The organism is Actinacidiphila yeochonensis CN732 (assembly GCF_000745345.1).
Classification (GTDB): domain Bacteria; phylum Actinomycetota; class Actinomycetes; order Streptomycetales; family Streptomycetaceae; genus Actinacidiphila; species Actinacidiphila yeochonensis.
In genome coordinates this window covers 4,651,164-4,675,393 of the sequence record NZ_JQNR01000005.1, presented here as the reverse complement: position 1 = coordinate 4,675,393, position 24,230 = coordinate 4,651,164, and the positions used below count along the sequence as shown (strand labels likewise).

The 24,230-nt window shown below is 75.3% G+C and carries 26 protein-coding genes and 3 pseudogenes; 15 read left to right on the top strand and 14 right to left on the bottom strand.

Annotated features, from left to right (window positions below; translation table 11 throughout):
• Positions 1-6: 6 nt before the first annotated feature.
• Both BS72_RS31020 and BS72_RS31015 read left to right on the top strand, forming a co-directional pair.
• On the top strand, positions 7-480 hold the full coding sequence (locus BS72_RS31020) for a MarR family winged helix-turn-helix transcriptional regulator (RefSeq protein WP_037915255.1): 474 nt from the start codon (positions 7-9) through the stop codon (positions 478-480).
• A 109-nt stretch (positions 481-589) separates the two neighbouring features.
• Positions 590-1,624: an NAD-dependent epimerase/dehydratase family protein gene (locus BS72_RS31015; protein ID WP_037915253.1), complete on the top strand. Its 1,035-nt coding sequence runs from the start codon at positions 590-592 to the stop codon at positions 1,622-1,624.
• A gap of 77 nt (positions 1,625-1,701) precedes the next feature.
• Here the strand turns inward: BS72_RS31015 and BS72_RS31010 are convergent, their stop codons facing one another.
• The 3 genes from BS72_RS31010 to BS72_RS39015 form a co-directional block, all read right to left on the bottom strand.
• Positions 1,702-2,313 carry a DUF1707 SHOCT-like domain-containing protein gene (locus BS72_RS31010; RefSeq protein ID WP_232792591.1) on the bottom strand — a complete coding sequence of 204 codons (612 nt, stop codon included), beginning with the start codon at positions 2,311-2,313 and terminating at the stop codon, positions 1,702-1,704.
• Between the two features lie 130 nt (positions 2,314-2,443).
• Positions 2,444-2,779, bottom strand: coding sequence for a DUF190 domain-containing protein (locus tag BS72_RS31005; protein WP_037915250.1), 336 nt, complete (start codon positions 2,777-2,779; stop codon positions 2,444-2,446).
• Between the two features lie 57 nt (positions 2,780-2,836).
• Positions 2,837-3,196, bottom strand: coding sequence for a DUF190 domain-containing protein (locus tag BS72_RS39015; protein ID WP_407639034.1), 360 nt, complete (start codon positions 3,194-3,196; stop codon positions 2,837-2,839).
• Positions 3,197-3,437: 241 nt separating this feature from the next.
• Between BS72_RS39015 and BS72_RS30995 the strand changes: the two genes are divergently transcribed.
• Positions 3,438-4,283, top strand: coding sequence for a TIGR02452 family protein (locus BS72_RS30995; RefSeq protein WP_037915245.1), 846 nt, complete (start codon positions 3,438-3,440; stop codon positions 4,281-4,283).
• Between the two features lie 43 nt (positions 4,284-4,326).
• Entirely contained in the window at positions 4,327-4,812 is a 486-nt protein-coding gene (locus BS72_RS30990; protein WP_037915243.1) for a YbaK/EbsC family protein, read from the top strand.
• A 169-nt stretch (positions 4,813-4,981) separates the two neighbouring features.
• On the opposite strand, the gene BS72_RS30985 is transcribed toward BS72_RS30990, so the two are convergent.
• Both BS72_RS30985 and BS72_RS30980 read right to left on the bottom strand, forming a co-directional pair.
• Entirely contained in the window at positions 4,982-5,599 is a 618-nt protein-coding gene (locus tag BS72_RS30985) for a CYTH domain-containing protein (RefSeq protein ID WP_232792590.1), read from the bottom strand.
• A gap of 75 nt (positions 5,600-5,674) precedes the next feature.
• Positions 5,675-6,457, bottom strand: coding sequence for a CTP synthase C-terminal region-related (seleno)protein (locus BS72_RS30980; RefSeq protein WP_078901777.1), 783 nt, complete (start codon positions 6,455-6,457; stop codon positions 5,675-5,677).
• A 77-nt stretch (positions 6,458-6,534) separates the two neighbouring features.
• On the opposite strand from BS72_RS30980, the gene BS72_RS39700 reads away from it, so the two are divergent.
• From BS72_RS39700 to BS72_RS30970, 3 genes are all read left to right on the top strand, one after another.
• Entirely contained in the window at positions 6,535-7,092 is a 558-nt protein-coding gene (locus tag BS72_RS39700) for a LysR family transcriptional regulator (RefSeq protein ID WP_322942563.1), read from the top strand.
• Positions 7,093-7,118: 26 nt separating this feature from the next.
• Positions 7,119-7,490 (top strand): LysR family transcriptional regulator substrate-binding protein, encoded by a 372-nt coding sequence (locus BS72_RS39695; protein ID WP_322942562.1) that lies wholly within the window; start codon positions 7,119-7,121, stop codon positions 7,488-7,490.
• A gap of 213 nt (positions 7,491-7,703) precedes the next feature.
• A complete protein-coding gene (locus BS72_RS30970; RefSeq protein ID WP_037918504.1) occupies positions 7,704-8,807 on the top strand; it encodes a calcium:proton antiporter in 1,104 nt (367 codons plus the stop codon).
• Positions 8,808-8,986: 179 nt separating this feature from the next.
• On the opposite strand, the gene BS72_RS30965 is transcribed toward BS72_RS30970, so the two are convergent.
• The 7 genes and pseudogenes from BS72_RS30965 to BS72_RS30935 all read right to left on the bottom strand — a co-directional run bounded on the left by BS72_RS30965 (position 8,987) and on the right by BS72_RS30935 (position 14,487).
• A complete protein-coding gene (locus BS72_RS30965; protein WP_051952078.1) occupies positions 8,987-9,769 on the bottom strand; it encodes an urease accessory protein UreD in 783 nt (260 codons plus the stop codon).
• A 125-nt stretch (positions 9,770-9,894) separates the two neighbouring features.
• Positions 9,895-10,572 carry an urease accessory protein UreG gene (ureG, locus tag BS72_RS30960; RefSeq protein ID WP_037915241.1) on the bottom strand — a complete coding sequence of 226 codons (678 nt, stop codon included), beginning with the start codon at positions 10,570-10,572 and terminating at the stop codon, positions 9,895-9,897.
• A 331-nt stretch (positions 10,573-10,903) separates the two neighbouring features.
• Positions 10,904-11,614 carry an urease accessory protein UreF gene (locus BS72_RS30955; protein WP_051951866.1) on the bottom strand — a complete coding sequence of 237 codons (711 nt, stop codon included), beginning with the start codon at positions 11,612-11,614 and terminating at the stop codon, positions 10,904-10,906.
• 8 nt (positions 11,615-11,622) lie between these two features.
• Positions 11,623-13,344, bottom strand: coding sequence for an urease subunit alpha (locus tag BS72_RS30950; RefSeq protein ID WP_037915239.1), 1,722 nt, complete (start codon positions 13,342-13,344; stop codon positions 11,623-11,625).
• Between the two features lie 136 nt (positions 13,345-13,480).
• Positions 13,481-13,786: pseudogene (locus BS72_RS30945) on the bottom strand (urease subunit beta); the annotation flags it as partial.
• A gap of 10 nt (positions 13,787-13,796) precedes the next feature.
• Complete coding sequence (locus BS72_RS30940; RefSeq protein ID WP_037915236.1) at positions 13,797-14,099, bottom strand: urease subunit gamma; 303 nt, start codon at positions 14,097-14,099, stop codon at positions 13,797-13,799.
• 97 nt (positions 14,100-14,196) lie between these two features.
• On the bottom strand, positions 14,197-14,487 hold the full coding sequence (locus tag BS72_RS30935) for a type II toxin-antitoxin system Phd/YefM family antitoxin (protein ID WP_037918492.1): 291 nt from the start codon (positions 14,485-14,487) through the stop codon (positions 14,197-14,199).
• Positions 14,488-14,531: 44 nt separating this feature from the next.
• Between BS72_RS30935 and BS72_RS30930 the strand changes: the two genes are divergently transcribed.
• The 4 genes from BS72_RS30930 to BS72_RS30915 all read left to right on the top strand — a co-directional run bounded on the left by BS72_RS30930 (position 14,532) and on the right by BS72_RS30915 (position 17,941).
• Entirely contained in the window at positions 14,532-15,305 is a 774-nt protein-coding gene (locus BS72_RS30930) for an ATP-dependent Clp protease proteolytic subunit (protein ID WP_078901775.1), read from the top strand.
• 18 nt (positions 15,306-15,323) lie between these two features.
• Positions 15,324-15,644, top strand: a complete 321-nt coding sequence (locus BS72_RS30925) for a hypothetical protein (protein ID WP_037918486.1) — start codon at positions 15,324-15,326, stop codon at positions 15,642-15,644.
• 590 nt (positions 15,645-16,234) lie between these two features.
• Positions 16,235-16,735 carry a C40 family peptidase gene (locus BS72_RS30920; RefSeq protein ID WP_037915234.1) on the top strand — a complete coding sequence of 167 codons (501 nt, stop codon included), beginning with the start codon at positions 16,235-16,237 and terminating at the stop codon, positions 16,733-16,735.
• 498 nt (positions 16,736-17,233) lie between these two features.
• Positions 17,234-17,941 carry a GNAT family N-acetyltransferase gene (locus BS72_RS30915; protein WP_051951865.1) on the top strand — a complete coding sequence of 236 codons (708 nt, stop codon included), beginning with the start codon at positions 17,234-17,236 and terminating at the stop codon, positions 17,939-17,941.
• A 218-nt stretch (positions 17,942-18,159) separates the two neighbouring features.
• Here BS72_RS30915 and BS72_RS34965 read toward each other — a convergent pair whose 3' ends face one another.
• Positions 18,160-18,696 (bottom strand): ATP-binding protein, encoded by a 537-nt coding sequence (locus BS72_RS34965; RefSeq protein ID WP_037915232.1) that lies wholly within the window; start codon positions 18,694-18,696, stop codon positions 18,160-18,162.
• 304 nt (positions 18,697-19,000) lie between these two features.
• On the opposite strand from BS72_RS34965, the gene BS72_RS30905 reads away from it, so the two are divergent.
• On the top strand, positions 19,001-19,855 hold the full coding sequence (locus BS72_RS30905; protein WP_037915230.1) for a helix-turn-helix domain-containing protein: 855 nt from the start codon (positions 19,001-19,003) through the stop codon (positions 19,853-19,855).
• A complete protein-coding gene (locus tag BS72_RS30900) occupies positions 19,852-20,085 on the top strand; it encodes a DUF397 domain-containing protein (protein ID WP_037915229.1) in 234 nt (77 codons plus the stop codon). The genes BS72_RS30905 and BS72_RS30900 overlap by 4 nt, the downstream gene beginning before the upstream one ends.
• Positions 20,086-20,246: 161 nt before the next feature.
• Here the strand turns inward: BS72_RS30900 and BS72_RS30895 are convergent, their stop codons facing one another.
• A complete protein-coding gene (locus BS72_RS30895) occupies positions 20,247-21,404 on the bottom strand; it encodes an 8-amino-7-oxononanoate synthase (protein ID WP_037918480.1) in 1,158 nt (385 codons plus the stop codon).
• A gap of 121 nt (positions 21,405-21,525) precedes the next feature.
• Between BS72_RS30895 and bioB the strand changes: the two are divergent.
• Together bioB and BS72_RS30885 are read left to right on the top strand one after the other, a co-directional pair.
• A pseudogene (gene bioB, locus BS72_RS30890) lies at positions 21,526-22,820 on the top strand (biotin synthase BioB).
• Positions 22,821-22,923: 103 nt separating this feature from the next.
• Positions 22,924-24,215: pseudogene (locus tag BS72_RS30885) on the top strand (adenosylmethionine--8-amino-7-oxononanoate transaminase).
• The last annotated feature ends 15 nt before the right edge of the window (positions 24,216-24,230 follow it).

Sequence of the window (24,230 nt, the reverse complement as noted above, 5' to 3'; positions counted from 1 at the left end):
GGCCGCATGTCCAGATCAGGCGCCGACCTCGCCCTCCTCCTGCTCGCCGGATTCCGCACCCTGGCGGATCGAGCCACCGCGGAACTCGCCGAGCGCGGGTTCGAGGACGTACGGCCGGTGCACGACTTCGCCCTCCACGCGATCCTGTCCGGCGCCGACAGCGCCACCGAGCTCGCCCGCAGAATGTCGGTGACCAGGCAAGCGGCCGCCAAGACGATCGCCGCGCTGGAGGAACGCGGCTACGTGGCGCGCCGACCCGACTCGGCCGACCGTCGACGGACGCGACTTCGCGTCACCGAGCACGGACTGGCGCTGCTACGACAGGGCGAAGCGATCTTCGAGGAGCTGCGTGCGCAGTGGGAGGAGCAGGTGGGGGCGGCATCACTCTCAGCGCTTGAGGAGACGCTCCGACCGCTCGTCGGGGACGGTGCGATCCGGCTCGATTCACCGGGCTGGATCGCGCGCGACCCCGACGCGTAGGAGGCTCTCCCGGCCCCGCGTCCCGCCGCGCCCGGTTTTCGCCCGGCGCGGATTCGCGCCGGGCGAACGGCCCTGCCGTCCGGGACGGCTCGGGGCGTAGCGTCCGACCATGACAGGAACCGCGTTCGTGATCGGCGCTTCGGGACAGATCGGCCGACGGGCCGTACGGACTCTCGCGGAGGACGGCTGGGAGGTGACGGCCGCCTCGCGGGGCGGCGGCGCCGACGAGGGGTGGCCGCCGGGGGTGCGGACGGTGCGGGTCGACCGCGCCGACACCGGGGCACTGGCCGCCGCGCTCGGCGAGGGCTGCGACGTCCTGCTGGACTGCGTGGCCTACGACGGCGCCGACGCTCGGCAGCTGCTGTCGCTGGCCGACCGGATCGGCTCGGCCGTGGTGGTCTCCAGCGCCGCGGTCTACGTGGACGACGCCGGCCGGGGCTTCGACACCCAGGAGGAGCCGGACGGCTTCCCCCGCTACCCGGTGCCCGTGCCCGAGGCCCAGCCCACCGTGGCGCCGGGCCCGGACACGTACGGCACCCGCAAGGTGGAGCTTGAGCGGGAGCTGCTGGCGGCGGGCGACCGGCTGCCGACGACGCCGCTGCGGGCCGGCGCGGTCCACGGCCCGCACAGCCCGATCCCGCGCGAGCTGTTCTTCGTCCAGCGGGCCCTGGACAAGCGCCCGGTCCGCGTCCTCGCCCACGGCGGCGGCAGCCGCTTCCACCCGGCGCACACCGCGAACCTCGCCGAACTGGTCCGGCTGGCGGCCCGCACCCCCGGCTCGCGGGTGCTCAACGCGGGCGACCCGCGGGTGCCGACGGTGGCGGAGATCGGCGCGGCGATCGACGCGGTCATGGGCCACGGCTCCGAGACGGTGCTGGTGGACGGGCCTCCGCCGGTCGGCGCGGTGGGCGACTCGCCGTGGGCGCTCCCGTACCCGCTGGTGATGGACATGTCGGAGGCGGCCCGGGCGCTGGGCTACCAGGCGGTGACCACCTACGAGGAGTCGCTGCCGGAGACCGTGGCGTGGCTGGCGGACGCGGTGCGCGGGGCGGACTGGCGGACGGTGTTCCCCCGGGGCGCGGCGGCGCTGGACTTCTTCGACTACGCGGCCGAGGACCGCTGGCTGGAGCGGCGCGCCGCCTGACCCGGGCCCGGACCCTGACCCGGGCCCGGGCCCGCCGGCGAGCCGTCAGCGATCCTGGCGGGAGAACCCCCGACGCGTCAGCGGTTCTCCCGCCAGGGCCACCTGAAGCCGCGCATGACGCGGACGTGGCCGAAGACGGAGCGCCCGGTGACCCGGATCACCGGGCCCTCGCCGGCCTTCTCGTCGCGCCGGCCGCCCCCGGAGCGCTTGCCGAAGACGGCCGAACCGGTGTCGTAGACCTCGGCGTTGTCGGGGACGAGGATCTCGACCTTGCCGCAGAAGGAGCCGGCGTCGATCACCACGGCGCGGCGGGTGAAGACGGCCTGCCGCAGGTCTATGAAGACGGCGCCGAACCGGGCCCGCACCACGGTGTGCGCGGGTACGGGCCACTGCCCGGAGCGCCGCACCTTGCTGAAGAGGGCGATGACCGGCGCGTCGTCGCCGGGGACGGCGAGGTCGGCGCCCGGACGCGGTTCGGGCAGGTCCGCGGTGAGCGGCGCGAGTTCGCCGCGGGTGCGGGCGGCGTAGACCGAATCCAGGCGGTCGGCGTGCTCGTCCACGGTGATCCGGCCGGCCGCGAGGGCGTCGCCGAGGAGGGCGGCGGTGTACTCGCGCTCGTCGTCCGACGCCCGCAGGTGCGCTTCACCGGACGGTGCGGGGGACGGCGGTGCCGGGGACGGCTCGGACACGGAGGACCTCCAGACGGCGGGTGGGCGCCAACACGCTATATCGCGACTTACGCACGGTGCAAGGCGGCCGGCCCGGGGTCGCGGCGGGGGCCAGGGGCGCGCGTTCGTGGCGCGGGAGCCGGCCGCGGGCTCACGCCGACCGGGGGTGGTGGAGTTCGACGGGGTCCACGACGGCGACACCGGTCACTTCGAGGATGTCGGAGAGGCCGGCGAGGAAGTCGCGCAGGCGCTGCTCCTCCTCCACGACGACCACAACGGTCGAGTCGTGGTGGGAGAGGCGGCTCACGTGCTCCTGGTGGACCCGCAGGTGCCGTCCGTACCCCTCGACGGCACGGAAGGCGCTGGCCCCGGCGAGGCCCGCGTGCAGCGCCCGGTGCACGATCTCGACGTACGCGGGCCGGTGGTGCCACATGGCCGATCCCGACAGGTGGACGGTCAGTCGGGCCGCGGTGGTGCTGATCGGCATCTCGTCCCCCAGGGGGAGAAGGGGTGGTGGTCCTCGGACGTTCCGGGCCCGCCGGGCTCAGAGCCCCGCCTCCGACGAGCCGCCCTCGGGCCGGTCGGGGACGTGGTGGGTGATCTCGCACGCGTCGAGGACGACGAGGCCGCCGACACCGATCTCGTCCAGTTGCCGGACGAAGCGCCGGATCGGTTCCTCGTCGTCCACGATGACGACGGCCACCGGCAGGTCCTCGCTCATCGACAGCAGCCGGTCGGTGTGGATGAGCGAGGACGAGCCGAACCCCTCGACCCCGCGGAAGACAGCGGCCCCGGGCAGACCCGCCTCGCGGGCGCGGCGCACGATCTCGTCCGAGAGCGGCCCGCGGTGGTAGCGGTCGCTCTCGTTGACGATGACGGTCAGCCGCACGGCCGGGCGGGACACCTGCACGGTTTCCTCCCACAGGTGGGCGCTTCCGCGTGCGTGACGGGCACCGCCGCGGCCCGTGCCCGCGGACCGCGCGGGTTCCCCGACTATCTCACGGTTCCGGCGCGGGCTCCTCTCGACCGGGATGGGCGGCCGGCCGTCAGGCCCGGGGCGGAGGAGCGGGGGCCGCCCGTGCCGCCGCCCGGCCCCGGGAAAAGAGGTCGCCGCAGGTGGGGGCCGGACCGTACGGTGGGCCGCCATGAGCGCGCGACTGCGGAGCATCGCCCGGGAGAACGAGCGGATCTTCACCGAGGGCGGGTACACCGGCCCGGACGGGCGATGGCACGAGGTGGGCGGGGCGCTGGCCGAAGCGGCAGCGGGCACGCGGCTGTTCGGGCCCGAGCCGGTGCCGCTGGACGGTCCGGCGGCAGGACCGAGGGCGGGGCCGGGGACGGTGTGCACGGTGACCGGTGAGAGCAGTACGGCCGCGGCGCGGCGCCTCGTCCACGGCGGCGGGACCCGGTCGGGTGCGCTCGCGGTGCTGAACTTCGCCTCGGCCCGCAACCCCGGTGGCGGCTACGTGAACGGCGCGCAGGCGCAGGAGGAGGCGCTGTGCCGGAGCTCGGCGCTGTACCCCTGCCTGCTGCGGGTGCCGGAGTTCTACGGCCACCACCGCGAGGTACGGGACCCCTTCTACAGCGACCGGGTGATCCACTCCCCCGCCGTACCGGTGTTCCGCGACGACCGCGGCCGGCTGCTCGCGGAGCCGTTCAGCGCGGGCTTCCTCACCTCGCCCGCGCCGAACGCCGGGGTGGTGCGGCGTACGATGCCGGAGCGGGCGGAGCTGCTGGGGCCGGCGCTCGACGCACGCGCCGAGCGGGTGCTGGAGGTGGCCGTGGGATGCGGCTACCGCAGGCTGGTGCTGGGCGCGTGGGGCTGCGGGGTGTTCCGCAACGACCCCGCCAGGGTAGCGGCGGCCTTCGCCGCGCTGCTGCGGCCCGGTGGGCGCTTCCACCAGGCCGTGGACGAGGCGGTGTTCGCGGTGCTGGACCGGCGCGGGGACTCCCCCGCCCGGGCCGCGTTCGCCGACACGTTCGCGCGATGAGCCCCCCCCGCACGGAGGACCCGACACGATCCCGAGGACGGGCATGAGCGAGCACGAGACGTACGACCGGCTGGTCGCGCTACTGGACGAGCAGGGCGCCCTGTACCGCGTCATCGACCACGAACCGGAGGGCGGCACCGAGCGGGTGAGCGAGCTGCGCGGCAACTCCCTCGCACAGGCCGCGAAGTGCATCGTGGTGATGGTCAAGGTGGGCAAGAAGGTGACCCGTTACGTGCTCGCCGTGGTGCCCGGCGACCGGCGGGTGGATCTCAACGCCGTGAAGGCGCTGCTGGAGGGGACGTACGTCTCCTTCGCCGCCCGCGAGGCCGCCGAGCGGCTGGCCGGCAGCGTGAGCGGCACGGTGCTGCCGTTCTCGTTCGACGAGAAGCTGGAACTCGTCGTCGATCCGGACCTGTTGGAGAACGAGGAGATCTTCTTCAACGCGGCCCGGCTGGACCGTTCGCTGGCGCTCGACACGAAGGACTACCAGCGCTTCGCACAGCCCCGCGTGGAGCCAGTCGCGGACTGAACGGGGCTCTAAGACAGCCGACACCGGGCGACGGACCGGGCCTGACGGCCCGGCCCGTGGCGCTCGTCGGCCACACCTCGGCTCCACCCCGGACACCGGTGGCCGATTGATGACGAACCGTCGATTCCCTGCTTTCGCGGGTGCCGGCGGAGGCTTCGCGGTGACGGGCTCAGCGCGCGGCGGTGTCGGCGTCGAGGCCGAACCCGGCCATCCATCGCAGCAGTTCGGGGCGTGCGGTGCGGACGAGCCGGCCGCCGGTGAAGCGCTGGTCGTCCGTCACCTCGGCCACGCTCCCGGGCGGGGGCGTGAACGCCGCGGCCTCGACGTCGTCGGCGAACTCGACCTCGGCCAGCACCAGTCCGCGCAGAGCGCCCTCGAACACGTCGACGCCGAGGGGCGGTACGCTCCAGCGCCGCTTGGCCAGGAGCGCGCCCGGCAGCGCGGCCAGCACCCGGTACTCGTCGGCCGACAGGTAGGTGTTGGTGATCAGGCCCTGGACCGGGCCGGGCCGTCCGGCCGGGATCTTCTGCGTGAGTTTGAACTCCCGCCGTCCATCAAGGTGTTGGACATACCGGAGCCGCAGACGGGTGCCGTCCAGGTACCGGTCGGTGATGGAGCGGACGGTGACGGCCGCCGCGGGTTCCGGAGCCCGCCCCATCAGGAACCGCCGCTCCCGCTCCACCCGCGCGTACCTGCCCTCCGCCACCGGGCCTTCGCACCCCGCCGAACCGTTGCCGGGTACACCGCCGCCGCCTGCCGGGCCGGGGGCGTCGTCGCGAGCGTCCATCACGGCAGTCTGCCAGACGGCCGCCGTCCGCTGCCGTGGACCATGGGCGGGTGCGCGTCCGTCGCGGGAGGGGCGTCAGGGCCGTGCGGCGGCGTGTCGGACGGCGGCCTCGGCCAGTCCTCGGACGAAGGGGTGCGCGACGGTGCCGTCGCCGGCCAGCTCCGGCTGGAAGAGCGCGGCCAGGAAGAAGGGGTGGGCGGGGAGTTCGGCGGCCCGGGGCTCACCGTCCGGGTCGTGGGCGGTGAAGCGCAGCCCGGCCGCCTCCAGGCGCGGCAGGGGTCCGGGGACCGGCCCGTAGGCGCAGTGGAAGCGCTCCACGGTCTCCCGGCTGCCGAGAAGGCGTTCGGCAAGGCTGCCCGGTACGGTGCGCAGCCTGCCCTCCCGGCCGGCAAGCGAGCAGGTCAGCGGGGCGATGAGCAGGTCGTCGGGGTCGCCTTCGGGGTCGTTCTCGGCGTGCCGGGCGCCGGTGAGACCGCACACGTTCCTGGCGAACTCCAGCAGCGCGTGCTGGAACCCGCCGCAGGTACCGAGGAAGGGGACGCCCTCCTCCCGGGCGGCCCGCACCGCGCCGAGGGCACCGGACTCGCTGCGGTACGGGCTGCCCGGCAGCAGCCACACCGCGTCGAACCCCGCGACGGCGCCCGGGAGTTCGGCGTCGGGCGTCGGGACCCAGTAGCCGTCGACGGGCAGCCCGTGGCGGTCCCGCAGGGCGCGGAGCAGCCCGGGTACGCGCTGGTGGGAGCGGACGGAGGCGCTGCGGTCGCCGACGAGGGCGATCCGCGCGGGCCGGGGCGGGAGGGCGGGACAGGCGGCGGGACCGGCCGCGTCGGACGGGGAGGCGGTCGTCGGGGTCGTCATACGGATGATCCTCGGCCCCGTCAGCACATCACGTCCAACGATGATTTGCTGCCGGTCCATCAGGGATACTGATGACCATGGACCCGCATCTGCTGCGCACCTTCGGGGAGGTCGCTCGGCTGCGCTCGTTCTCGGCCGCCGCCCGCGCGCTCGGCTACACGCAGTCGGCCGTCTCCCAGCACATCGCCGCCCTGGAGGCCGACCTCGGCGTCCCGCTGCTCAGCCGCCGCCCCGTGGTGCCCACCGAGGCCGGCGCGCGCCTGCTCGACCACACCGGACCGCTGCTCGCCCGACTCGCCGCGGCCCGCGCCGACGTGGTGCGGGTGGCCCGCTCGCCGCGGGCCCGCCTCGCGCTGGGAGCCGCGCCGCTGGCCTTCGGCCCGGCGGCGGCCGGGGCGCTGGCCCGGGTCCGGGCGGGTGCGCCGCGGGCGCGGGTCTCGGTGCGCTGGGCGGACACCGCGGGGGTGGTGCGGGACCTGCTCGCGCCGGAGCGCGAGAGCGAGGCAGCGGACCAGGGGACGGGCGCACGTACGGGTGCGGGCGGCGGCGCGGGTGCGCTGGACGTCGGGTTCGTCGCCGGGGTGGCCGCGCCCACCGATCCGCTGCGCGTACCGGGGCGGCCGGGCTCCGGGTGACATCCGCGAGTGAGGAGCCGCTGTGCGTGGTGCTGCCGCCCGGCCATCCGCTCGCGGGACGCGCCGGGCTGCGGCTGGCGGACCTGGCCGACGCGCTCTGGCTGGACGCCTCCGGGGCTGTTCCGCTGGCGCCCCTGCGGGCCGCGACCGGCGGCGGGTTCCCCGTCTCCGTCCACTGCGACGGCGCCGACCCCACCGCCCTGCGCGCCCTCGCCGAGGCAGGCCAGGGTCTGGCCCTGCTCCCCCGCTCGGTGGCCGGCGACGGCGCGGTACCCCTGGTCGAACCGCGCCTCGTCCACCGCGTGGAGGTGCTCACCGCGCACCGGCCGTCGGACCTGGCCCGCGCTCTCGTCGACGAGCTGGCCGCCGCCGGAGGGCCGCCGGCCCGGCTGCCCTGAGCAGTCGGATGCTCGGCCTCGCGGGGCCGCTCGGGCTGCCGCGGAAGCGGGTGCCTGTCACGTCGGCAGACGCGCGGCAGCGGTCCGCAACCCAGACAGCCCGGTGGGCCCGGTGCGGTCCGCCGTCCGCCGCAGCCGCGCCGGAGCGGCGCCGCACCCCCGGCTGGGGGCGCCGGAGTCGCCGTGGGCGCGGCGGCGGTGGAGCATCGGGGCATGGCCGAGCGCTTGCGATCCCTCGCCGCGCGGTGGACCGTGGCGGCCCCGGTGCTGGCGGTCGCCCTCCTGGCAGCCGTGTGGGGGCGCTCGCTGTCCGTCCCGGTGGTGGCGGTCACCTCGGTGGTGCTGGCGGGGGCCGTCCTGGCCGCGGTGCACCACGCCGAGGTGATCGCCCACCGCGTGGGGGAGCCGTTCGGCTCGCTGGTGCTGGCCGTCGCGGTGACGGTGATCGAAGTGGCGCTGATCGTCACCCTCATGGCCGACGGCGGTTCCAAGGGGCCCGTTCTGGCGCGCGACACCGTCTTCGCCGCTGTGATGATCACCTGCAACGGGATCGTCGGCCTGTGCCTGACGATGGCCGCGCTGCGGCACCGGCTGGCGGTGTTCCAGCCGGAGGGGACGGGCGGCGCGCTGGCGACCGTGGGCACGCTCGCCACCCTCAGCCTGGTGCTGCCGAGGTTCACCACCAGTCGGCGCGGGCCGGAGTTCTCCTCGTCCCAGCTGGTCTTCGCGGCGGTCGCGTCGCTGGCGCTCTACGGGCTGTTCGTCGCCACGCAGACGGTGCGGCACCGGGAGTTCTTCCTCCCCGTCAGCCGCGATCACGGCGCGGCCGGCGACGGGCACGAGGAGGTGGCACAGCCGTCCCGCCGCCGGGTGCTGGCCAGCCTGGTGCTGCTCGCGCTGGCGCTGGTGGGTGTGGTGGGCCTGGCCAAGAGCGTCTCGCACACCATCGAGACCGGGGTGGCCGCCGTCGGGCTGCCGCACGCCGTGGTCGGCGTGATCATCGCGCTGCTGGTGCTGCTGCCCGAGTCGATCGCGGCGCTCCGGGCGGCCCGGCGGGACCAGGTGCAGACCAGCCTCAACCTCGCGCTGGGCTCGGCCATGGCGAGTATCGGCCTGACGGTGCCGGCGGTCGCGGTCGCCTCCTTCTGGATGTCGGGCCCCCTCGTCCTGGGCCTGGACCCCACGGACATGGTGCTGCTGACCCTGACGCTGGTGGTGAGCACCCTGACGGTGGTCCCCGGCCGGGCGACCGTCCTCCAGGGCGGCGTGCACCTCGTCCTGTTCGCCGCCTACCTGGAGCTGGCGGTCACCCCGTGACGGCCGAACCACAGGCTTCACGTTCCGTCAGCGCGGAGAGCGCTGGGCAGGGTCGGGGCACCTCCGGACACGTCCGGGCACTCAGGTGGGCCGGGCAGGCGGGCAGGCGGGCAGGCGGGCAGGCGGGCAGGCGGGCAGGCGGGCAGGCGGGGCGACCGTCGGTCCGATGGCCGTGTCTCTCACCAGGAGCGCACCGCCGCGTCGAACAGTGCCAGGTACGCGTCGAGCAGGCGGCGCAGCCGGCGGCCGTCCACGGCGAGCGCGGTGGCCAGCAGCGCCGGACCGGCCAGCGGGGTGAGGGCCGCCAGGCCGGCGCCGTCCGGGCCGTCCTCCGTCACCGCCGTGCCCGCTTCGTCCGCCGAGGCCAGGACCGCCGCGAGGACCGGCTCCGGCGCCGCCAGCAGGAGCTGGCCGACGGCGCGGTGGCCGCCGAGCACCGCCGGCCCCGCCCAACCGGGTGCGGTTCCGGGGCCGAAGCGCAGCTCCTGGTCGAGCAGGTCCGCGCCGGCGTGACGCACGGTGAGACGGGCTTCGAGCCGGCCGGACGGTTCGGCGTGCCGGCCCAGCACCTGCTCCTCGCGCAGCACCAGACAGCCGCCCGGGGCGATGTCGGCGGTGGTGGCCGTCCGCAGGTCGCTGCCCCGGGCGGCGATCACCGGCTCCGGCAGCCAGCGCAGGACGGCTCCCTCACCCACCCGCAGCCGCACCTCGTACCCGGCCCGCTCCCCGTGGGGGCCCGGCAGGGACACCGTCGCCGCCGAGGCGCCCACGGTCAGCCGGGCGCCCGCCGCCACCTCGGCCTCGATCCGCAGCCGGTCCCCGCCCAGCGGCGCGGACATCGCACCGACGACGGTGACGTGCGCGCCGTCCCCCACGGCCCGGGTGCGGCGCAGCGCGAGCGGCCCCTCCCCCGCCAGCAGCGGCAGCACGGTGCCGCCCCGCCCGTCCGGCTCGGCCCGCATCCGTGCCACGGCCCGCACCCCTGCGGGCCGGCGATCCGCCGCGCCGTGACCCGTCACACCGCGATCCCCCGCGCCGTGGTCCGCGACGCCGCTTCCCGCCGCGACGCTCCCGGCGAGCGTGCCGGTCACGCGTGCGCCGTGGACCACGCGGCGAGCCGCTCCCCGACCCAGGCGGTCACCGGGTCGATGCCGCCCGCGGCCCGGACGGAGGTGAACACGACGGGCAGGGTTCCGCGTTGGGCGACGGCGTCGCGCGCCATCCGCGCCAGGTCGGCGCCGACGTGCGGGGCGAGATCGGTCTTGTTGACGACGAGGAGGTCCGCGGTGGTGACGCCGGGGCCGCCCTTGCGCGGGATGTCGTCACCTCCGGCCACGTCGATGACGAAGATCTGCGCGTCGACCAGGCCCCGGGAGAACGTGGCGGTGAGGTTGTCGCCACCGGACTCGACCAGGACCAGGTCGAGCGGGCCCACCGCCTCCTCCAGCTCCTCGACGGCCTCCAGGTTCGCGGAGATGTCGTCGCGGATGGCGGTGTGCGGGCAGGCCCCGGTCTCGACGGCGGTGATCCGCTCGGGCGGCAGTACGGCCTGCCGCAGCAGGAAGTCGGCGTCCTCGCGGGTGTAGATGTCGTTGGTCACCACGCCGATCCGCAGCCGGTCCCGCAGGGCCCGGCACAGCGCCGCCACCGTGGCGGTCTTGCCGGAGCCGACCGGGCCGCCGAGCCCGATCCGCAGCGCCCGCCCGCCCTCGGGCACGCCGGCGGCGTACCGCTCGGGGAACACCTCGGGGTGGTCACGGTGCATCGTCTGCTCCTCTCGGTGGGCCCCGTCCGCCGGACACGGGCCGGGTCGAACGGCTTCGTACCGAACGGCTTCGTACCGAACGGCTCGGGGTCGGACCTCTTCGCGTCGGACTCCTTCGCGTCCGCCCCCTTCGCGTCCGACCCCTTCGCGTCGGACGTCGTCACGTCGGACGTCGTCGCTGCTCTTCGGACCGGGGGTCGTCGGGTCGGGCCCCTTCGCCGGGCCGTGGGGCCGTCGGAGCCGGTCCGGAGGCCGAGCGGCATGACGTCGGCGAGGGCCGCCGCGGGCTCGGTTCGCGGGGCGAGGCCGTGTGTTCGGGCGGCGCGGCGGGTCATGACGCGAAGAGCCGGACCGGCCAGCGGACGTGCGCCTCCGCCGTGAGGTCCAGCAGCGGGGCGGAGGCCGCCGGCAGCGCGGCCGGGCCGTGGGTGGCGGCGCGCAGCCCGCAGCGGGCGGCCCGCTCGGCGACCTCGTCCACCTCGGCGGCCAGATCGGCCAGCACGGCCGCCGCGTGGAAGGGGTCGAGGCCGAGCAGCCGCACGGCGGCGGTGGCGGGCGTCGTGGTGCTGTCGTGCACGGCGGCGAGCGCGGCGTCGTGCGGCTGGAGGCCGGCCGCGGCCGCCACGGCACCGAGCACGACCGGCTGGTGGAGGCCGCGGGGAGCGGCCGCGGCGAGCGCTTCCAGCGTCGGCGCGGGCCACACCGTCCGTGCGGCGCGCAGCAGTTGGCGGCCCAGTCGGCGGGAGGAGGCGCGCAGCGCGGCGGAGGGGGTGCGGGCGTCGGCCGCCGTGTCGAGGGCGGTGGGGTCGGCCCCGGCGGTCGCCGCCGCGGCCAGTGCGGCGGCGACCAGTCCTGTGGTGTGCAGCCGGCCGCGGCAGAAGTCCGCGAGCGTGGCCGCGTCGCGCACCCGTCCGGCGGCCACCGCGGCCTCCACTCCGCCGGAGTGGGCGTGCCCGCCGGCCGGGAAGCGGCCGTCGGCCAGGAGCAGCAGGGCGGCGCGGGCCGCCGGCTGCGGGGCGGGACCGTTCCCGGTGGTCGTCACGGCGTCCTTCAGAAGAGGAAGTACCGCTGGGTCATGGGCAGTTCGGTGGCCGGGGCGGGCTCCACGGGTTCGCCGTCGATCCGCACGGTGAAGGAGTCGGGGTCGACCTCCACCCGGGGCAGCGCGTCGTTCTCCCGCATGTCCGCCTTGGTGATCCCGCGGGTGCCGTGGGCGGCCGTGAACGGCTTGGCCAGGCCGAGGCGTTCGGGCAGCCCGTCGTCGAGGGCCGCCTGGGTGGTGAAGTTGACGGAGTTGCGGGCGGGCGCGGCGCCGGTCGCGCCGAACATCGGCCGGGGCAGGACGGGTTCGGGCGTGGGGACCGAGGCGTTGGCGTCGCCCATCTGCGCGTAGGCGATCTGTCCTCCCTTGAGGACGAGTCGGGGTTTCACGCCGAAGAACGCCGGCTCCCACAGGACCAGGTCGGCGAGCTTGCCCGGTTCGACGGAGCCGACCTCGCCGTCCATGCCCTGGGCGATGGCCGGGTTGATGGTGTACTTGGCGACGTAGCGGCGGGCGCGGAGGTTGTCGGCGCGGCCGTCGCCGGGCAGGGCGCCGCGGCGGCGCTTCATCACGTGCGCGGTCTGCCAGGTGCGCAGCGCGATCTCGCCGATCCGGCCCATGGCCTGGGAGTCGGAGCTGATGATGCTGATGGCGCCGAGGTCGTGGAGCACGTCCTCCGCGGCGATGGTGGTGGGCCGGATGCGGGACTCGGCGAAGGCGAGGTCCTCGGGCACGGCGGGGTTGAGGTGGTGGCAGACCATCAGCATGTCGAGGTGCTCCTCGACGGTGTTGACGGTGTGCGGGCGGGTGGGGTTGGTGGAGGACGGCAGGATGTGCGGCTGGGAGACGACGGTGATGATGTCGGGGGCGTGGCCGCCGCCCGCGCCCTCGGTGTGGTAGGCGTGGACGGTGCGGCCCGCGATGGCGGCGAGGGTGTCCTCGACGAAGCCGGCCTCGTTCAGCGTGTCGGTGTGCAGGGCGAGTTGGGCGCCCGAGCGTTCACAAACCCGCAGGCAGGCGTCGATGGCGGCGGGGGTGGCGCCCCAGTCCTCGTGGATCTTGAAGCCGACGGCGCCGGCCCGCAACTGCTCCTCCAGCGCGGGCTGGTGGACGGTGTTCCCCTTGCCGAGCAGCCCGATGTTGACCGGCTGGCCGTCCAGCGCGGCGAACATCCGCTCCAGATGCCACCGGCCGGGGGTGATGGTGGTCGCCTTGGTGCCCTCGGCGGGTCCGGTGCCGCCGCCGACGAGGGTGGTCACCCCGCAGGCCAGGGCCTGGGTGACGAGGGTGGGCGAGATGAAGTGGACGTGCGCGTCGACGGTCCCGGCGGTGAGGATGAGACCGTTGCCGGCGATCACCTCGGTGTCGGGGCCGATCACCAGGTCGGGGTGGACGCCGTCCATGGTGTCGGGGTTGCCGGCCTTGCCCAGGGCGGCGATCCGGCCGTCGCGGATGCCGATGTCGGCCTTGACGACGCCCCAGTGGTCGAGGACGACGGCGCCGGTGATCACGGTGTCGGGCGCGCCGTCGGCACGGGTGGCGCGGCCCTGTCCCATGGACTCGCGGATGACCTTGCCGCCGCCGAACACCGCCTCGTCGCCGGCCCGTCCGGGGCCGCCGGCCAGGTCGCGTTCGACCTCGACGAGCAGGTCGGTGTCGGCGAGGCGGACACGGTCGCCGGTGGTGGGTCCGTAGAGGCCGGCGTACACGGCCCGGTCGAGGTCAGGCATCCCGGGCTCCGTCCCGCTCGGGCCGCTGGACATCGGCTGCCCCGGCGGCGGTCCCCATCCCGCCCGTCCCGCCCGGAACGCCCGCACCGGCGGGGTTCGCGTCGGCGGAAGGGTTCGCGGCGTCCCGGTCGGCGGTGTCGAGCGGTCCGGCGGTCTCCCCGCGCAGGCCGGGGACGATCCGCAGGCCGGCGATCGGCACCAGCTCGACCTCGGCCGGGATGCCGGGCTCGAAGCGCACAGCGGTCCCGGCCGCGATGTGCAGCCGCTGCCCGCGGGCGGCGCCGCGGTCGAAGAGCAGGCCGGGGTTGGCCTCGGCGAAGTGGTAGTGGGAGCCGACCTGGACGGGCCGGTCGGCGGCGTTGAGCACGGTCAGCCGGGTGACGGGCCGTCCGGCGTTGAGCGGCAGCGGGTCGGAAGCCGGCAGGATCTCCCCGGGAATCACGGCATCCCCCTCAGACGATCGGCTGGTGGACGGTGACCAGCTTGGTGCCATCCGGGAAGGTCGCCTCGACCTGCACCCGATCCACCATCTCGGGAATGCCCTCCATGACCTCGGCGCGGCCGAGCACGGTGCGGCCGGAGGCCATCAGCTCGGTGACGGTGCGTCCGTCGCGGGCGCCTTCGAGGACGTGCGCGGTGATCAGCGCGACGGCCTCGGGGTGGTTCAGCCGCAGGCCGCGCGCCCGCCGCCGCTCGGCGACGTCGGCGGCCACGTGGACGAGCAGCCGCTCCTGCTCCTGGGGGGTCAACCGCACCGCAGCACCTCGCCGTCTCCGGGACCGGCCGGGGAGCCCGGTCGGTGTCGGGAGCCGTGAGGTTACGTCCGCGCGGTTTCACCGGGATGAACGCGTGTTACGGGCGGCGGTCGCCCGCCGGCGCGCCGCGCTGCTCGGCGGCGATGCCGAACCGCTGGCGTTCGCCCCTGGCGGACACCGGGGCCTCCACGGAGGAGAGCACACTGGTCGTCAGGCTTTCGGCCCGGGCGTCGAGCTCGCGCAGTCGTTCCAGGTCAGCCGCGGAGACGAGGGCGACGAGGGGCTTGCCGTGGCGGGTCAGCACCACCTGTTCACCGCCGTAGACCACGCGGTTGACGAGCTCGGCGAGCTGCGCGCGCGCTTGTGTCACTGGGACGTCGTGAGCCATGCTCACCATCATAACGAGATGTACGTCCTGTACATTTTGAATCGATGGAGGTGTGCGCTGTGCCCTACCGCCCGTCCTCGTCCTCCCCTCCCGCCGACCGGCGCGGTGCGTCCGGCCCGTCCGGTGCGTCCGCCTGGACCACGGACGGTCCGGCTCCCCTCGTACCGCCCGGGGCGGCCGCCGTCCGGTCCGCCGAAGCCCGCTACGTGCTGCCCGAGTTCACCGAGCGCAGCAGCAGCGGGATCGAGCGCACGATGGACCCGTACTCCAAGCTGCTCCAGGAGCGGATCGTCTTCCTGGGCACGCCGATCGACGACACCTCGGCCAACGACGTGATGGCCCAGCTCGTCTACCTGGAGAGCTCCGCGCCCGAGCAGGACATCAACCTCTACATCAACTCGCCCGGCGGCTCGTTCTCCGCGATGACCGCGGTCTACGACACCATGCAGTTCGTCACCTGCGACGTGGCCACCGTGTGCATCGGCCAGGCCGCGTCGGCGGCCGCGGTGCTGCTGGCGGCCGGCGCCCCCGGCAAGCGGATGATCACCCCGGGCGCCCGCGTCCTCATCCACCAGCCGTCGCTGTCCGAGGCGGTCCAGGGCGATGTCTCCGACCTGGAGCTCCAGGCCAAGGAGCTGCTGCGCACCCGGGAGCAGTTGGAGGTGCTGCTGGCCCGGCACACCGGCCGGACGCAGGAGCAGGTGGCCGCGGACATCGAGCGCGACAAGATCCTCGACGCCCAGGGCGCCCTGGCCTACGGCCTGGTGGACCAGGTGACGGCCAGCCGCAAGACCACCCCTCTCGGCCCCGCGCGGTGACCTCCCGTGGTCCCGGAGATGCCCCGGCCCGAGCCGACTCCGCTGCCCGCGCTCACCCGCGCCGAGGGTGAGCTGATCGACTGCTACCTCGATGTGGTCGACCAGCTCGGGCGGATCAACCCCGCCCGCTGCACCGACACCTACGCGGCGCTGCGGGCAGCCCAGGCCCTGGCCGCGCGGGCGGTGGCGCTGCGTGAGGCGCTGACGGTGATGCACGTGCGGGGCGAGTCCCGCCTGCACGAGGCGACACTGGCGCGTGCGCTGCGGGTGCTGGACGGGGAGCGGCGCGCGGCGCGCGTGACCGTGCCGCCGGAGGCGGCCGCTCCGCCGCCCGGGTGAATCACGGGTGGCACGCGGCCCCTCGCCGCGCCCACCGGACCGCCGGAAGGCCCCCCCGACCGGGCTCGTCGTACCGCCGCGTGACCGGCGACGCGCCCGGCCGGGGGGTCGCCGATCCACCCGATGGCGTACCGGGTCGGCGCCCGCGGCGGTGCCCCCTCTTGCGCGTGTCGACTGGACTTCGCCCATCGGGCAGGAGTCGCACCAGGTCAACGGCTCGGAGCGAGTGCGGAACCGGAGCCCGGCGGACGTATTCCACCTGGACGGCGGGGTTGTGACGAGTGTCACACAGGGCGTTTCTGTGCCGCCGCGGAGAGGGTGCGTGCGTAACGATCCGTGGTGACGACAAGCCCCCGCCGCCGTGGCGGGGCGGTCCGGGTGGACGCCCAGTCCTGCCGCCGTCCGGATGCCAGGTCGACACGAGTGCAACGGCAGGAGCGGAGGACCCAGCACGACGGGCCCGTACCGGAGCGCGCCGGCCAGGCGCACCGGCGGCCCTTGGGGTGAAGCCGCACCACGCGGCCGGGCATCTCTTCGCCAGCTCGAACCCGACAGGTCATCCTTCGCAAGCTGATGACGAAGGGTTGCGCATGTCCACGCCCAACCGCCTCTGCTCCGCGCCGGCCCCCTCGCGGCTCTCACGGCTCGGCGCCGCCTCCCTCCTGACCGCGGCGGCCGTGGCCGTCCCCTGCCTGCTGCCGGGTGCCGCGCAGCACGCGGACGCCGCCGCCCTGGGCGCCAGGGCCCTGGGGATCGCGGCGTCGAAGAAGGGGGCGCTCTACCAGTGGGGCGCCACCGGCCCGTACCGCTTCGACTGCTCGGGGCTGACGATGTACTCGTTCAAGCGGGCCGGCAAGACCCTGCCGCGCACGGCGGCGCAGCAGTACAACCGCACCAAGCACATCTCGGCGCGCTCCCGGAAGAAGGGCGACCTGGTGTTCTTCCACTCCGGCTCGTCCGGTTCCTCCGTCTACCACGTGGGGATCTACGCCGGGCACGGCAATATCTGGCACGCTCCCAAGACCGGTGCGTCGGTCCGGCTGGAACACATCTGGACCCGGGCGGTGTGGTACGGCCGGGTGACCACCTGAAGTGCCCTCCATCAGCGGTCCCCTCCACGGGTAGTCGGCGGCGCAGGGCCAGCGCGTCCCGCAGCCCGCAGCCCCGGCCGTTCGGCCCGTGCCGGGCGGGGCGGAGCCGCACGCGGCACCGGCGGCCGCCCGCAGCCCCGACGACGCGAAGGGCAGCCGCAGAACGCGACGCGCGCCCCGGTGCGGGCCGGTGGCCGCGGCGCCCCGCGCGGTGGGCCCGCCGGCTGTGGGGCACAGCGTGCCGCGTCGGCTCGGCCACCCGGGGTGGCTCGGCCCGGCACACGGCACGGGGGTCGGGCGGGGCCCGCCGCCGGGGCCGAGGTGCCGTCGCCCGCTCGGCCGCCTGCCCGGCCGCCCGGCCGCCCGGGAGCGGTTCGGGCCGACGCCACCCGTCAGCGGGCGCGTCCGAGTCTCTTGGCACCATGGCAGCATGAGTCCGCCGGTCCCGAGGCGGTCAGGCGCCGAATACCACGCGGATACCACGGGGGAGGACGCCGGATGGACGCGGGCGAGGGTGGACGCGCCGTACTGGGAGAGGTGTTGGAGCTGGCGGCGCGGGGCGTGTTCCCGCCGCCGGACGGCGCGGTGGAGTTCGTACCGCAGCCGTCGCAGCGGGACGCGGGGGTACTCGCCCTCACCGCGCACACGGTGGTCTTCGCCGACCTCGGCCCGCGGGCCACCGCCGCGGACGCCGCGCCCTTGTGGGACGCACTGCCGCCGGGCGACCTTTCGGCGCCCCTCAACCCGCCTTTCCTGGCAGCGCTTTCGGCCCGCACCGGGCGGGTGGTGAACAACGTCGACGTGCTCGCCGCGGCCCCGTCCCTGCCCGGACCGCCGCCGGGCGCCCTGGTGGAGACGACCGACCGCGCGCACCCCCGGATCACCCGGGCGCTGCGGCACCGCGACGACGTCCGGGCCTGGACGGTGCCCGGCGCCACGATGCTGCTCGGCCGGGGAGTCGCCGGCCGCTGGGAGGTGGCCGCCGAGGTGGAACCCGAGGCTCGGGGGCGCGGCCTGGGCCGCGAACTGGCCCTGGCGGCACGGCACCTGTGCCCGGGGCCGTACCTGTGGGCGCAGATCGCGCCGGGCAACGCCGCGAGCCTGCGGGCCTTCCTCGCCGCGGGCTTCGTACCGGTGGGCGCGGAGGTGCTGCTCCTGCCCGCGGACGGGAGCGAGGACCGCGACGAGTCGGACAGAGCCGAATAGGCCGACGCGGCCGACGCGGCCGACCGACCGGCGGGTTGGGCGAGGGTTCGGGCAACGGGGCGCGCCGCTCCCGCCCGTGAGCGCCGGCCCGGCGCCTGGGCGCGCCGCGAGCGGGTCGGGGGCGGGCCGAGGCGGCGGACCGCCGACGGCCGGAACGGCGCGTGCGCCGAGGGTGATCCGCGGCCGCGCCGCCGGGACCAGCCCACCGGACGCGTCTCTCACAGGACGCGGACCGTCCAGGGCAGCACGATCCACACGGTCTTGCCGCCCTCCTCTGTCGGGGTGATCCGCAGCGCGCCGCCCGACTCGTCGGCGAGGTGACCGACGATCACCATGCCGCGGCCGCCGTCCTCCCGCCCGCCGGCACCCGGGTCGCCGCCGTAGCCGGCGCCGGGGTCGAGATCTCCGGGGTCGAGGGCGCAGGGGTCGAGGTCGAAGTCCGCCAGGGGGCACGCCTCCCCCGGCTCGTCGGCGGGCTGGAGCCGCGGCCAGCGCGGGTGGCGGTCGCGCACACCGATGTGCAGCCGCTCGCTGTGCTCCAGTCGCATCAGGACGGTGAATTCCGGCGACCGTCCGCAGGTGTGCAGGACGGCGTTGGTGGCGAGTTCGGAGACGATGAGCCGTACCGAGTCCAGTGCCGGCGCGTCGGAGGGCAGGCCCCACTCGGCGAGCCGGTCGCACACGTACCTCCGGGCCGCCGACACCGATGCCGGGGCACTCGGCAGGGTGACGACGGCTTCTTGCAGGTCTGCCATGGCGACGCTGTTCCTTTCCGCCGTGACGGGTCTCCGGTGCGCGGGCGTCGCCGTACCCGATGGCCGGATGCGGACGGTTCGCGCCAGAGTGTCGTCCATCGTGCCGCTATTGCGCGCGACACAGAGTGCGATGCATATATCTGTCGCTCGAAACGGTGAACTCTGCTACGGGAGAGCGCATCAGGTCGGCAGACTGGCGTATCTCAGAGGATCGGTCCGGGACCGGGCCGGCCACCACCGGACCCGAAGCACCCGTACCGAGGGATCGACCGCATCCCGCCGACTCCAGGAGGCGCGAACCACAATGGAACGAGTTCCGGCCGTGCGCCGGCGCAGACTCGGGGAGGAACTGCGCAGGCTGCGCGACCTCTCCGGCCTGACCAGCGGCGAGGCCGCGCAGCTTGCGGGCTGGCACCAGTCGAAGGTCAGCCGCATCGAGACCGGCCGCAGCGGGGTGCGCGCCGAGGACGTGGCCGTACTCCTCGACGTGTACGCGGTGCGCGACCGCGACGTGCGCGAGCTGCTGAGCACCCTGGCCGGCCACGGCTACCAGCGCGGCTGGTGGCACGACTTCCGCGACGTGCTGCCCGTGGAGTACCGCGACTTCATCACCCTGGAGACCGGTGCCTGCCGGGCCCGTTCGATGGAGAACAGCGTGGTGCCCGGCCTGCTCCAGACCCGCTCGTACGCCCGCGCGCTGACCCGGGACGTGATGCCGGGCCTGGCGCAGAGCGAGGCGGACGCCCTGGTGGACGTGCGGATAACCAGGCAGGCCGTGCTCCACCAGGCCGACCCGCTGGAGCTGTGGGCGGTGCTCGACGAGGCGGTGCTGCGGCGCGAGGTGGGCGGGCGCGAGGTGATGGCGGAGCAGCTCGCCCATCTCGAACAGGCCACCCGGCTTCCGCAGGTGCACTTGCAGGTTCTGCCGTTCTCCGCGGGCGGCCACCAGGGACTGACGAATTCTTTCGTCATCTTCTCGTTTCCGAACACGGCTGATCTCGATGTTGTCGTTGTCGACCACTTGACGAGTAGTCTCTACGTTGATCGGAAAGAGGACATCGCGGCCTACACGGATGCCTTCCTCCGATTGAGTGACCGATCTCTTCCGCGGGAGGAGTCGGCGGCAATGATCACCGACATCCGTAAGGAGGTTTCATGACAGCGCTTCCCCGTTTCATCGCCTCCGCCGTGACGCTTTCCGGTGCGAGTTGGCGGCGTAGCAGTCACAGCACCGCGGCCAACAACTGCGTGGAGGCAGCGGACCTCGGGTCCGGCCTGACGGCCGTGCGCGACTCGAAGGACCCGGCCGGCCCCGCGCTGCTGTTCACAGCCGACGCGTGGGGGCAGTTCGTCCGGTCCGCCGCCGACGGGTCGTTCACCCGGGGGTGACGCGGCCCGAGCGGCCGGTGCCGGGAGGTCCACTCTCCCGGCGCCGGCCGCGCCGCGGGCGCCCGGGCCCTCCAGCGGCCACCGACGCCCCTCGGGTCCCTCAGCCGGCCCGCTCCGGGCCGTCAGCGTCCCTCGCCCGCCCCGCCCGTCCGGCCTGCGTCTCAACCGGCGGGCGCGGTACGGACCACCGTCTCGACGGCGAGACCGATCTGCTCCTCCGTCAGATCACAGCGGGCGGTCAGCCGCAACCGCGAGATCCCGTCACTCACCGACGGTGGCCGGAAGCACCCCACCGCCACGCCCGCGGCACGGCAGTCGGCCGCCCATCGCGCCGCGGCGGCCGGTGACGGTGCCCGGACCGACACCACGCACGCGTCGGGCTCCACCGCCGGCAGCCCCGCCGCCGTCAGCCGCTCGTGGAAGGCACGGGCCACCGCCCGGGCGCGGCCTGCGCGTTCGGGTTCGCGGCGCAGCAGCCGCAGCGCGGCGAGCGCCGCCCCGGCGGCGGCCGGGGCCAGGCCGGTGTCGAAGATGAAGGTGCGGGCGGCGTTCACCAGGTGCTCGATGACGGCCGCCGGGCCGAGCACCACGCCGCCCTGCGCGCCGAGCGCCTTGGACAGGGTGGCCGTGCACACCACGTCCGGCGCCCCCGCGAGCCCGTGCGTGTGGGCGCTGCCGCGCCCCTCCGGACCCACGACGCCGAGCCCGTGCGCGTCGTCCAGCAGCAGCGCAGCGCCGAACGCGCGCACACAGGATGCCAGTTCGGGGAGCGGCGCCGCCTCGCCGTCCACCGAGAAGACGGCGTCGCTGACCACCAGCGCCGGCCCGCGGTGGCCGTCGAGCGCCTTGCGCACCGCGTCCGCGTCGGCGTGCGGCACCACCGAGGTGGCGCCGCGGGCGAGCCGGCAGCCGTCGATGAGGGAGGCGTGGTTGGCCGCGTCCGAGACCACGAGGGTGCCCGCGCCGGCCAGCGCGGTGACGGCCGCGAGGTTGGCGGCGTACCCGGAGGCGAACACCAGGGCCGCCTCGAAGCCGGTGAACGCGGCGAGTTCCGCCTCCAGTTCGGCGTGCAGCCGGGTGCTCCCGGTGACCAGCCGGGACCCGGTGGAGCCGGCGCCCCAGCGCAGGCAGGCGTCCGCGCCGGCCCGCACCACCTCGGGGTGGCGGGCCAGCCCGAGGTAGTCGTTGCCCGCCAGGTCCAGCAGCGGCTGGTCGGCGGGGCGGGGGCGCAGTTCGCGGCGCAGGCCGGCGGCGCGCCGGCCGCGGTCCTGCTCGGCGATCCACCCGAACGGGTCCGAGGGGGGCGGGTTGCTCTTCACGTCGAGCAACGTAGCCGGTCAGCGGGGTCGCGGGTGGTGTGCGAATCCCCACATCGGACACCGTGCACGTTGTACGGCGCGCCATTGGCCGCCTCTCGGCCGGTGCGAAAGGATGGCCCGCATGGACCTGCTGACCGCACTGGTGGAGAAGGGGCTGCGCCGCGAGCCGCCCACACGCGACGAGGCGCTGGCTGTGCTGGCGACGCCCGACGAGGAGGTGCTCGACGTCGTCGCGGCGGCCGGACGGGTGCGCCGGCAGTGGTTCGGCCGCCGGGTGAAGCTCAACTACCTCGTCAACCTCAAGTCCGGCCTGTGCCCGGAGGACTGCTCCTACTGCTCGCAGCGGCTCGGCTCGCAGACGGGTGTGCTCACCTACAGCTGGCTCAAGCCCGACGAGGCGGCGCGGGCGGCCGCCGCCGGGGTGGCCGGCGGCGCCAAGCGGGTGTGCCTGGTGGCCAGCGGCCGCGGCCCCACCGACCGGGACGTGGACCGGGTGTCGCGGACCATCGCCGCCATCAAGGACGGCAACGAGGGCGTGGAGGTCTGCGCCTGCCTGGGCCTGCTCTCCGACGGCCAGGCCGAGCGGCTGCGCGACGCGGGCGCCGACGCCTACAACCACAACCTCAACACGTCCGAGGCCACCTACGCGGACATCACCACCACCCACACCTACGACGACCGCGTCGACACCGTGCGGCGGGCCCGTTCGGCCGGCCTGTCGCCGTGCTCGGGGCTGATCGCCGGCATGGGCGAGAGCGACGCGGACCTGGTGGACGTGGTCTTCGCGCTGCGCGCGCTGGACCCGGACTCGGTGCCGGTGAACTTCCTCATCCCGTTCGAGGGCACGCCGCTGGCGAAGGAGTGGAACCTCACCCCGCAGCGGTGCCTGCGCATCCTGGCGATGGTCCGCTTCGTCTGCCCCGACGTGGAGGTGCGGCTCGCCGGCGGCCGGGAGGTCCACCTGCGCACCCTCCAGCCGCTGGCACTGCACCTGGCCAACTCCATCTTCCTGGGCGACTACCTGACCAGTGAGGGCCAGGCGGGACAGGCCGACCTCGACATGATCGCGGATGCCGGCTTCGAGGTGGAGGGCGCGGACACCGCCACCCTTCCCGCCCACCGCGCGGACATGGCGGCGGCGCGGCTGTGCGGCGGCCACCACGGCGACGTCGACGGCGCGCACGCGTGCGGCGGCACGGACGGCTGCGGCGGGTGCGGCGGCCACGCGGCACCGGATGCCGGGGCGGACGTGGAGGCCGCCGCGGACAGCGCGGGCGCCGAGGACGCCGAGGACGCCGAGGACACGGAGCCCGGTGAGCGGCGCGGGGAGGGCGGCGGTCCCGTGCCGGGGCCCGGCGGGACCTGGTGGCGGTGCGGCGCAGGGGCGCGGGAACGGACCTGCCCCCCAATGCGTGACGCCCCTGCCGAGGAGCTGACCGGCCCGGCCGCGGACACCTCAAGCACCGCGGGCACCGGAAGGGCGCCCGCGCCCCGCGCCGGCCTTGAGGGGCCGCCCCCGATGCCCGTCCCGGAGCTGCTGGACCTGGACCGGGAGCACGTGTGGCACCCGTACGGCCCGATGCCCGGCCGCCAGGAGCCGCTGGTGGTGGCCTCCGCCGAGGGGGTGCGGCTGCGGCTGGCCGCCCCGGCCGAGGGCCGCGAGGAGCTGGTGGACGGCATGTCCTCGTGGTGGTCGGCGGTGCACGGCTACCGGCACCCGGTGCTGGACCGCGCGGTGCGCGGGCAGTTGGAGCGGATGAGCCACGTCATGTTCGGCGGCCTCACCCACGAGCCGGCGGTGCGGCTGGCCGCGCGGCTGGTGGAGATCACCCCGGAGCCGCTGCGGCACGTGTTCCTGGCCGACTCCGGCTCGGTGTCGGTGGAGGTCGCGCTGAAGATGTGCCTCCAGTACTGGCGGTCGCTGGGCCGGCCGGAGAAGCACCGGCTGCTGACCTGGCGCGGCGGGTACCACGGCGACACGTGGCAGCCGATGTCGGTGTGCGACCCGGACGGCGGCATGCACCACCTGTGGTCCGGAGCGCTCGCCCGGCAGGTGTTCGCCGACGCTCCCCCGCCGGGCTTCGACGCCGAGCCGTCGCCCGCCTACGCCGACCACCTGCGGGAGCTGGTGGCCCGGCACGCGCACGAGCTGGCCGCCGTCGTGGTGGAGCCGGTGGTGCAGGGCGCGGGCGGGATGAGCTTCCACTCCCCCGCGTACCTGCGGGTGCTGCGGGAGGCGTGCGACGAGCACGACGTGCTGCTGGTGCTGGACGAGATCGCCACCGGCTTCGGGCGCACCGGCCGGCTGTTCGCGGCCGAGCACGCCGGGATCGCGCCGGACGTGATGTGCGTGGGCAAGGCCCTGACCGGCGGATACCTCAGCCTGGCGGCGGCGCTGTGCACCGAGAAGGTGGCCCGGGGCATCTCCCGCGGCGATGTACCGGTGCTGGCCCACGGGCCCACGTTCATGGGCAACCCGCTGGCCTCGGCGGTGGCCTGTGCCTCCGTCGAGCTGCTGCTGGGCCAGGACTGGGCGGCGGAGGTGGGCCGGATCGAGGCGGGGCTGCGGGCGGGCCTGGCGGGCCTGGCCGGTGCCCCGGGGTGCGGGACGTGCGGGTGCTGGGTGCGATCGGCGTGGTGCAGCTGGACCACGAGGTGGACATCGCCGCGGCCACCCGCGCGGCGGTGCGGGCCGGGGTGTGGCTGCGGCCCTTCCGGGACCTGGTCTATACGATGCCGCCGTACGTCACCGGGGACGCGGACGTCGCGGCGGTCTGCGCGGGGGTGCGGGCCGCGGCGCTCGCGGGATGACGCCCTCCGGGGTGC

What these genes read in the sequence shown, in the direction of transcription:
- BS72_RS30950 (WP_037915239.1), bottom strand. Translation starts at nt 13,344, where the DNA reads ATGCCTGACCTCGACCGGGCCGTGTACGCCGGCCTCTACGGACCCACC.
- BS72_RS30995 (WP_037915245.1), top strand. Translation starts at nt 3,438, where the DNA reads ATGAGCGCGCGACTGCGGAGCATCGCCCGGGAGAACGAGCGGATCTTC.
- BS72_RS39700 (WP_322942563.1), top strand. Translation starts at nt 6,535, where the DNA reads ATGGACCCGCATCTGCTGCGCACCTTCGGGGAGGTCGCTCGGCTGCGC.
- BS72_RS30965 (WP_051952078.1), bottom strand. Translation starts at nt 9,769, where the DNA reads ATGCGGGCCGAGCCGGACGGGCGGGGCGGCACCGTGCTGCCGCTGCTG.
- BS72_RS30900 (WP_037915229.1), top strand. Translation starts at nt 19,852, where the DNA reads ATGACAGCGCTTCCCCGTTTCATCGCCTCCGCCGTGACGCTTTCCGGT.
- BS72_RS31020 (WP_037915255.1), top strand. Translation starts at nt 7, where the DNA reads ATGTCCAGATCAGGCGCCGACCTCGCCCTCCTCCTGCTCGCCGGATTC.
- BS72_RS31015 (WP_037915253.1), top strand. Translation starts at nt 590, where the DNA reads ATGACAGGAACCGCGTTCGTGATCGGCGCTTCGGGACAGATCGGCCGA.
- BS72_RS34965 (WP_037915232.1), bottom strand. Translation starts at nt 18,696, where the DNA reads ATGGCAGACCTGCAAGAAGCCGTCGTCACCCTGCCGAGTGCCCCGGCA.
- BS72_RS30990 (WP_037915243.1), top strand. Translation starts at nt 4,327, where the DNA reads ATGAGCGAGCACGAGACGTACGACCGGCTGGTCGCGCTACTGGACGAG.
- BS72_RS30930 (WP_078901775.1), top strand. Translation starts at nt 14,532, where the DNA reads ATGGAGGTGTGCGCTGTGCCCTACCGCCCGTCCTCGTCCTCCCCTCCC.
- BS72_RS30980 (WP_078901777.1), bottom strand. Translation starts at nt 6,457, where the DNA reads ATGACGACCCCGACGACCGCCTCCCCGTCCGACGCGGCCGGTCCCGCC.
- BS72_RS30985 (WP_232792590.1), bottom strand. Translation starts at nt 5,599, where the DNA reads ATGGACGCTCGCGACGACGCCCCCGGCCCGGCAGGCGGCGGCGGTGTA.
- BS72_RS30970 (WP_037918504.1), top strand. Translation starts at nt 7,704, where the DNA reads ATGGCCGAGCGCTTGCGATCCCTCGCCGCGCGGTGGACCGTGGCGGCC.
- BS72_RS30935 (WP_037918492.1), bottom strand. Translation starts at nt 14,487, where the DNA reads ATGGCTCACGACGTCCCAGTGACACAAGCGCGCGCGCAGCTCGCCGAG.
- BS72_RS31005 (WP_037915250.1), bottom strand. Translation starts at nt 2,779, where the DNA reads ATGCCGATCAGCACCACCGCGGCCCGACTGACCGTCCACCTGTCGGGA.
- ureG (WP_037915241.1), bottom strand. Translation starts at nt 10,572, where the DNA reads ATGCACCGTGACCACCCCGAGGTGTTCCCCGAGCGGTACGCCGCCGGC.
- BS72_RS30915 (WP_051951865.1), top strand. Translation starts at nt 17,234, where the DNA reads ATGGACGCGGGCGAGGGTGGACGCGCCGTACTGGGAGAGGTGTTGGAG.
- BS72_RS30905 (WP_037915230.1), top strand. Translation starts at nt 19,001, where the DNA reads ATGGAACGAGTTCCGGCCGTGCGCCGGCGCAGACTCGGGGAGGAACTG.
- BS72_RS30925 (WP_037918486.1), top strand. Translation starts at nt 15,324, where the DNA reads ATGCCCCGGCCCGAGCCGACTCCGCTGCCCGCGCTCACCCGCGCCGAG.
- BS72_RS30920 (WP_037915234.1), top strand. Translation starts at nt 16,235, where the DNA reads ATGTCCACGCCCAACCGCCTCTGCTCCGCGCCGGCCCCCTCGCGGCTC.